A 5,219-nucleotide genomic window follows, 5' to 3' on the forward strand; every position below is an offset into this window, starting at 1 on the left:
CGGATGCGGTCCTCCATCTGGCGGACAACCTTGTTGCTGGTGACGTCATCGTCTTCGGACACAGCGACACTTCCTCCTTCGAGCATGAGCCGGCGCCAACGATACAACAGGTTCGGCGCCACACCATTGCGGCGCGCAACGACCGAGATGCTGGCACGCTCGTCCAGCGTCTCCTCCACAATTCGCAGCTTCTCCGCGGCAGTCCAGCGGCGCCGACGGCCGCCATCGGTGATGATCTCTATCTCAGACATAAGCACGTGCTCAGGCATAGGCCTAAGCCTCCATGGTTATGCCCAAGTGTCCGGTCGAAACGGGGGCCAGTTCAGATCCATTCGTCGTCGACAGGTTGATCAGCCGTCAAACGGTCTAGTTGAACGCGCAAAGTAAAGGAATGACACAAACTAAAAATGGGCTAGTGTCGGGCTTTGGGGAGGTGTCGGTTGCTGACACCGGCATCCGTGGGGGATCAAGTTGCCGGACATTCAAAGCTGGCTCGCAGAACTCGGACTGGAGAAATATGCCCCAGCTTTTGCCGAGGCAGAGATCGACTCTGAGGTTTTGGCCGATTTAGTCGAAGAGGACCTAAAAGAGCTGGGTTTGCCCATTGGGCCGCGTCGCAAAATCTGGGCCGCCATCCAACGCCTTGAAGAGCCGCCCGCCTCCCCAGTAGACACAGCGAAAGACAAAGCGCCACAAGAGGTCGTCGCTGACACTGTGGCCTCCTCTTCCGACGCTGAACGCCGCCACCTGACGGTGATGTTCGTCGATCTCGTTGGCTCGACTGAGATGGCGACGCGGATGGACGCTGAGGACATGCGCGAGGTCATCAACGGATACCAGAACACGGTTGCCGGCATAGTTGGTCGCTTTGAGGGGTTTCTCGCCAAGTTCATGGGCGATGGCGTGCTTTGTTATTTCGGCTGGCCGCGCGCCAACGAAGATGACGCCGAACGTGCGGTGCGTGCTGGCCTGTCGATAATCGACGCCGTCAGGAAAACCAAAGCGCCCAACGGCGCGCCCCTTGCCACCCGGATTGGTATTGCCACCGGCGTGGTGATTGTTGGTGATATGATTGGTAGTGGCGCGACCCAGGAAGCAGCCGTTGTCGGCGAGACGCCCAACCTGGCCGCGCGGCTGCAAGGCGTTGCAGGGCCGAACCAGCTTGTCCTGCCCAGCGAAACACGCCGTCTGCTGGGCCAAACTTACAAGCTGACGTCGATCGGCCCGCAAGAGCTGAAGGGCGTGGGCGCGCCGGTCGAGGCCTTTGTCGTAGAGGGAGAGACATCCGTCGAGAGCCGCTTTGCGGCGCGCCAGTCCGGCACACTGACCCCCATCGTCGGGCGCGACCGTGAGATCGAGCTTATGCTGGAACGCTGGGCGCTTGCCAAATCCGGCCAAGGCCAGATGGTCGTCGTGAGCGGCGAGGCCGGTATCGGCAAGTCGCGCATCACCAGAGCGGTCATCGACGAGGTTGCGAAGGATGACCACACCCGCATCACCTATCAATGCTCGCCCTATCACGCGGATTCAGCGTTCTATCCGGTCATTCAGCAGATCGCTTTCGCCGCCGGGTTCACATCGGCGGACGGGTTGGATACCCGGCTGGACAAGCTGGAGGCGCTGCTCGGTCAGGACCCCGAGATGCTGAAGCTGATCACGCCGATGATGGGTCTCGACGGCACAGCGCGATACGGTGCGCTTGACCTGACGCCAGCCCAGCAACGGGCGCACACGATGCAGACCCTGGCCAAGCTGCTGGTTCAGCAAAGCCAGGACAAGCCCGTACTCTTGATCTACGAAGACCTGCACTGGATCGATCCGACTTCACTGGAATTGCTCGACCTGCTGTTGGATAAGGTTGCCGATCAGAGGATCATGATCCTCGCCACGGCGCGTCCCAGCTTTGAGTATGGCTTTGGCGGTCATCCTATCGTGACACGCTTTGCATTGAACCGGTTGGGCAAGGATCAGATCGGAGACATCGTCGCCAAGCTGACCGGCGGCAAGGCGATGCCGGACGAGATCATGGCGATCATCGCGCAGCGCACCGACGGTGTGCCGTTGTTTGTCGAGGAACTGACCAAGACGATCCTGGAATCCGGCGCCTTGAAAGAAGACGGTGACCGGCTGGTTCTGAATGGACCGCTCAGCACCATTGCCATCCCTACCACACTTCACGACAGCCTGATGGCGCGGCTCGACCGGTTGCAACCGATCAAGGAAGTAGCGCAGACGGCTGCCTGCATTGGGCGCGAGTTCAGCCACGGGCTGCTGGCGCAGATCACCCTATTGCCGGAAGCCGAACTGGCCGCTGCTCTGGATGGCCTTATCGGGGCGGAACTGATCTACCGCCGGGGCCTTCCGCCCGAGGCGACCTATCTGTTCAAACACGCGCTGGTCCGTGACGCCGCCTATGAAAGCCAGCTGAAAGAAAAGCGCCGGGCTATCCACGCACGAATCCTAGCTGCACTTGAGGCGGACGCTGATATCGCACCCGAGGTCTTGGCAGTCCACGCCGAGGCGGCTGGGCTTACTGACCGCGCAATCGACCTGTGGGAAGCGGCAGGCAAGGCCGCGATCGCGCGACCGGCATTCAAGGAAGGCATCTCCAACCTTCGTCGCGCGATCGCCTTGATCAATCCAAACGTCGAAGGAGGTGAACGCACGGTTATCGAGCGGGCCCTTGCCTTGCAGGTTCAACTCGGAATGGCCTGCCTGCAGGGTATTGGATATGCCGCCGATGAGACGAAGACAGAAATGGAACGCGCGCTGGTTCTGGCGGATCTAATCGGGGACACACCGTTACGGTTCGATGTCATTTTCGCTCTTTGGGCCGGTCGATACGTCAGAGCCGAACATTCCAAAGCTTTGCCATGGTCGCAGCTTCTACTAGACGAAGCAGAGAAGTCCGGGGACACGACAGAACTCGTTTTAGCAAATCGAAGTCGGGGCGTATTTTCAATGATGTCTGGCAGGCTTGCCGAGGCGCAAAGCTTCCTGGACAAATCTCTCACGGTATATGATCCAGCCAAGCACGATGGCCTCGCTTTTCGGTTTGGTCAGGAGATAGGTGTAGCAGCCCATATCTACAAATCTTTAAATTCTCTTCTCATGGGCGAAACAAACCGTGCCGCGCTGCACGCGCGAGAAGCGGAGAGCAGGGCTTTGGAGTCAGGCCATATAATCACTATCTGCTATATGCATGGTCACTTTATTATCCACGCCATGATTGCGAATGACGAGTCTGCCTTGTTGCGGCATCTGAATGCGTTGCGCCCGATTGTCGAGGAACACAACCTGCATATCTGGTTGAGCATAGCTCGGATAGCGTCTGATCTGCTTAGAGCGGGTCAGGGTGATCGGGCAGGCATAGATCGCTTCTTTGCTCTCGATGCTGAGATGGCGGCAGGCATGAATGGTGTTTTCGTGCCAACTTTCAGGGTCGCAGCGGGGAAACGCGCCTTGGCGCTCGGTCTTCTCGGTCCAGCCAAGGATTTGGCGGCTATGGCCCAGGACGCGATGGAAGCGACCGGTGAACGGTACTCCTTATCCGATTTGCATCGTTTACAGGCTGAGTTGGCAAATGTGGACGGCAACGAAGAAGCCGCAGAAAAACACCTTTTAGTGGCCATCGACGTCGCCCGGCAGCAGGGCGCCAAACTTTGGGAGCTGCGTGCAGCCATTGATCTTGCGCGCATCATGCAGGAACAGGGTCGGATGGATGAGGCCATTGCCCTTCTCGACCCCATTCTCAACAGCATCTCTGAAGGTGATTGCCCGGAGGATCAGGCGACGGCCCGCGCATTGCTCGCTGAGTTGGCGGCATGACTTCGTTGTCGGGCGCGACGCCTTAGTAGCGCCGCTTCGAGCATAGCTGAGGGTACTGTTTGTCCGCCGTCAGCGCCCATGGGCCATTTTGAGGTGATTGCGTAAGGGAGGGTTTCCGGCTCATCGTAGACGTCAAGGATCGAAGATTAGACGGAAACCCGTGAATGAAGAGACCAAGTCAGAGCGGATCGTGAAAGACATCCGCTGTCGGACGCGCAAGCACCATTCAGCCGAACAGAAGATCCGCATCGTGCTGGAGGGGCTGCGCGGCGAGGAGAGCATCGCCGAGCTTTGTCGGCGCGAAGGCATCGCGACGAGCCTGTACTACAGCTGGTCGAAAGAGTTTCTGGAGGCCGGGAAACGGCGTCTGGCGGGCGACACGGCGCGCCAGGCGACGGCGCCCGAGGTCAAGGAATTGCGGTCGGAAGCGGCCGCCCTGAAGGAGGTGGTTGCCGAGCTGACGCTTGAGAACCGCCTGCTCAAAAAGAGCATGATCGGGGCTGGGGAGAGCGACGAATGAGATATCCCGCCACCGAGAAGCTGGAGATCATCCGACTGGTCGAGCGGTCCCATCTGCCCGTGACGAAGACGCTGGCGCAGCTCGGCGTTCCGAAGACGACGTTCTACCGCTGGCTGACCGCTATCAGGCTTTTGGCGAGGCCGGTCTGACGGACCTGTTCATCCTGCGAGGGCCGCCTGCGTTCGTCCGAAGCGATAACGGCCCCGAGTTCGTCGCCAAGGACGTTCTCGCCTGGATCGAGGCGGTGGGGGCGAAGACAGCCTTCATCGAGCCGGGAAGCCCCTGGGAGAACGGATATTGAGAGAGCTTCAACGCGCGGTTCCGGGACGAGTTGCTGAACCGGGAGATCTTCTACTCGCTGAGAGAGGCGCAGATCATCATCGAAGGATGGAGAAAGCACTACAACACCAAGCGACCCCACAGCGCCCTTGGATACCGACCACCGGCGCCAGAAACCATATTCCCGGTAGCCCAGAGACAGATCATGCACTAACACTCAACATGGACCAGTCAGATCAGGCCGCTCACGAGCTCCTGACCCAAAGGCGGCCAACGGCCGAGTGTAGGCTCCAGACCCATTGATTTTGGTCATCTGCCGTGATTCAGGGTCCGCAAGGAGACCTGAATGATGAGCAACCTTTTTTGGCTGAGCGAGGCGCAGATGGAGCGTCTGAAGCCCTTCTTCCCGAAGTCGCACGGGAAGCCTCGTGTTGATGATCGGCGCGTTCTGAGTGGAATAATTTTCATCAATCGCAATGGCTTGCGATGGTGCGATGCGCCGAGGGAATATGGCCCGGCGAAGACGCTCTACAACCGCTGGAAGCGTTGGAGCGATAACGGCATCTTCGCCCGCATCCTGACAGGCCTGGCT

At 59.3% G+C, this 5,219-nt stretch carries 3 protein-coding genes and 1 pseudogene; 3 read left to right on the forward strand and 1 reads right to left on the reverse strand.

Annotation, left to right across the window (positions count from 1 at the left end; genetic code table 11):
* Positions 1–269, reverse strand: a 269-nt coding sequence (locus BLT75_RS23915) for a transposase (RefSeq protein ID WP_143028676.1), incomplete at its 3' end; no start/stop codon positions are given.
* A gap of 202 nt (positions 270–471) precedes the next feature.
* Here BLT75_RS23915 and BLT75_RS23920 point away from each other — a divergent pair.
* The 3 genes and pseudogenes from BLT75_RS23920 to BLT75_RS23935 all read left to right on the forward strand — a co-directional run.
* Positions 472–3,828 carry an ATP-binding protein gene (locus tag BLT75_RS23920; protein WP_093038250.1) on the forward strand — a complete coding sequence of 1,119 codons (3,357 nt, stop codon included), beginning with the start codon at positions 472–474 and terminating at the stop codon, positions 3,826–3,828.
* 145 nt (positions 3,829–3,973) lie between these two features.
* Positions 3,974–4,814 (forward strand): annotated as a pseudogene (locus BLT75_RS25355) (integrase core domain-containing protein); the annotation flags it as partial.
* A 162-nt stretch (positions 4,815–4,976) separates the two neighbouring features.
* A partial coding sequence (locus BLT75_RS23935) for a transposase (protein WP_143028677.1) occupies positions 4,977–5,219 on the forward strand: 243 nt, incomplete at its 3' end.

The organism is Ruegeria marina, assembly GCF_900101475.1.
Taxonomy (GTDB): domain Bacteria; phylum Pseudomonadota; class Alphaproteobacteria; order Rhodobacterales; family Rhodobacteraceae; genus Ruegeria_B; species Ruegeria_B marina.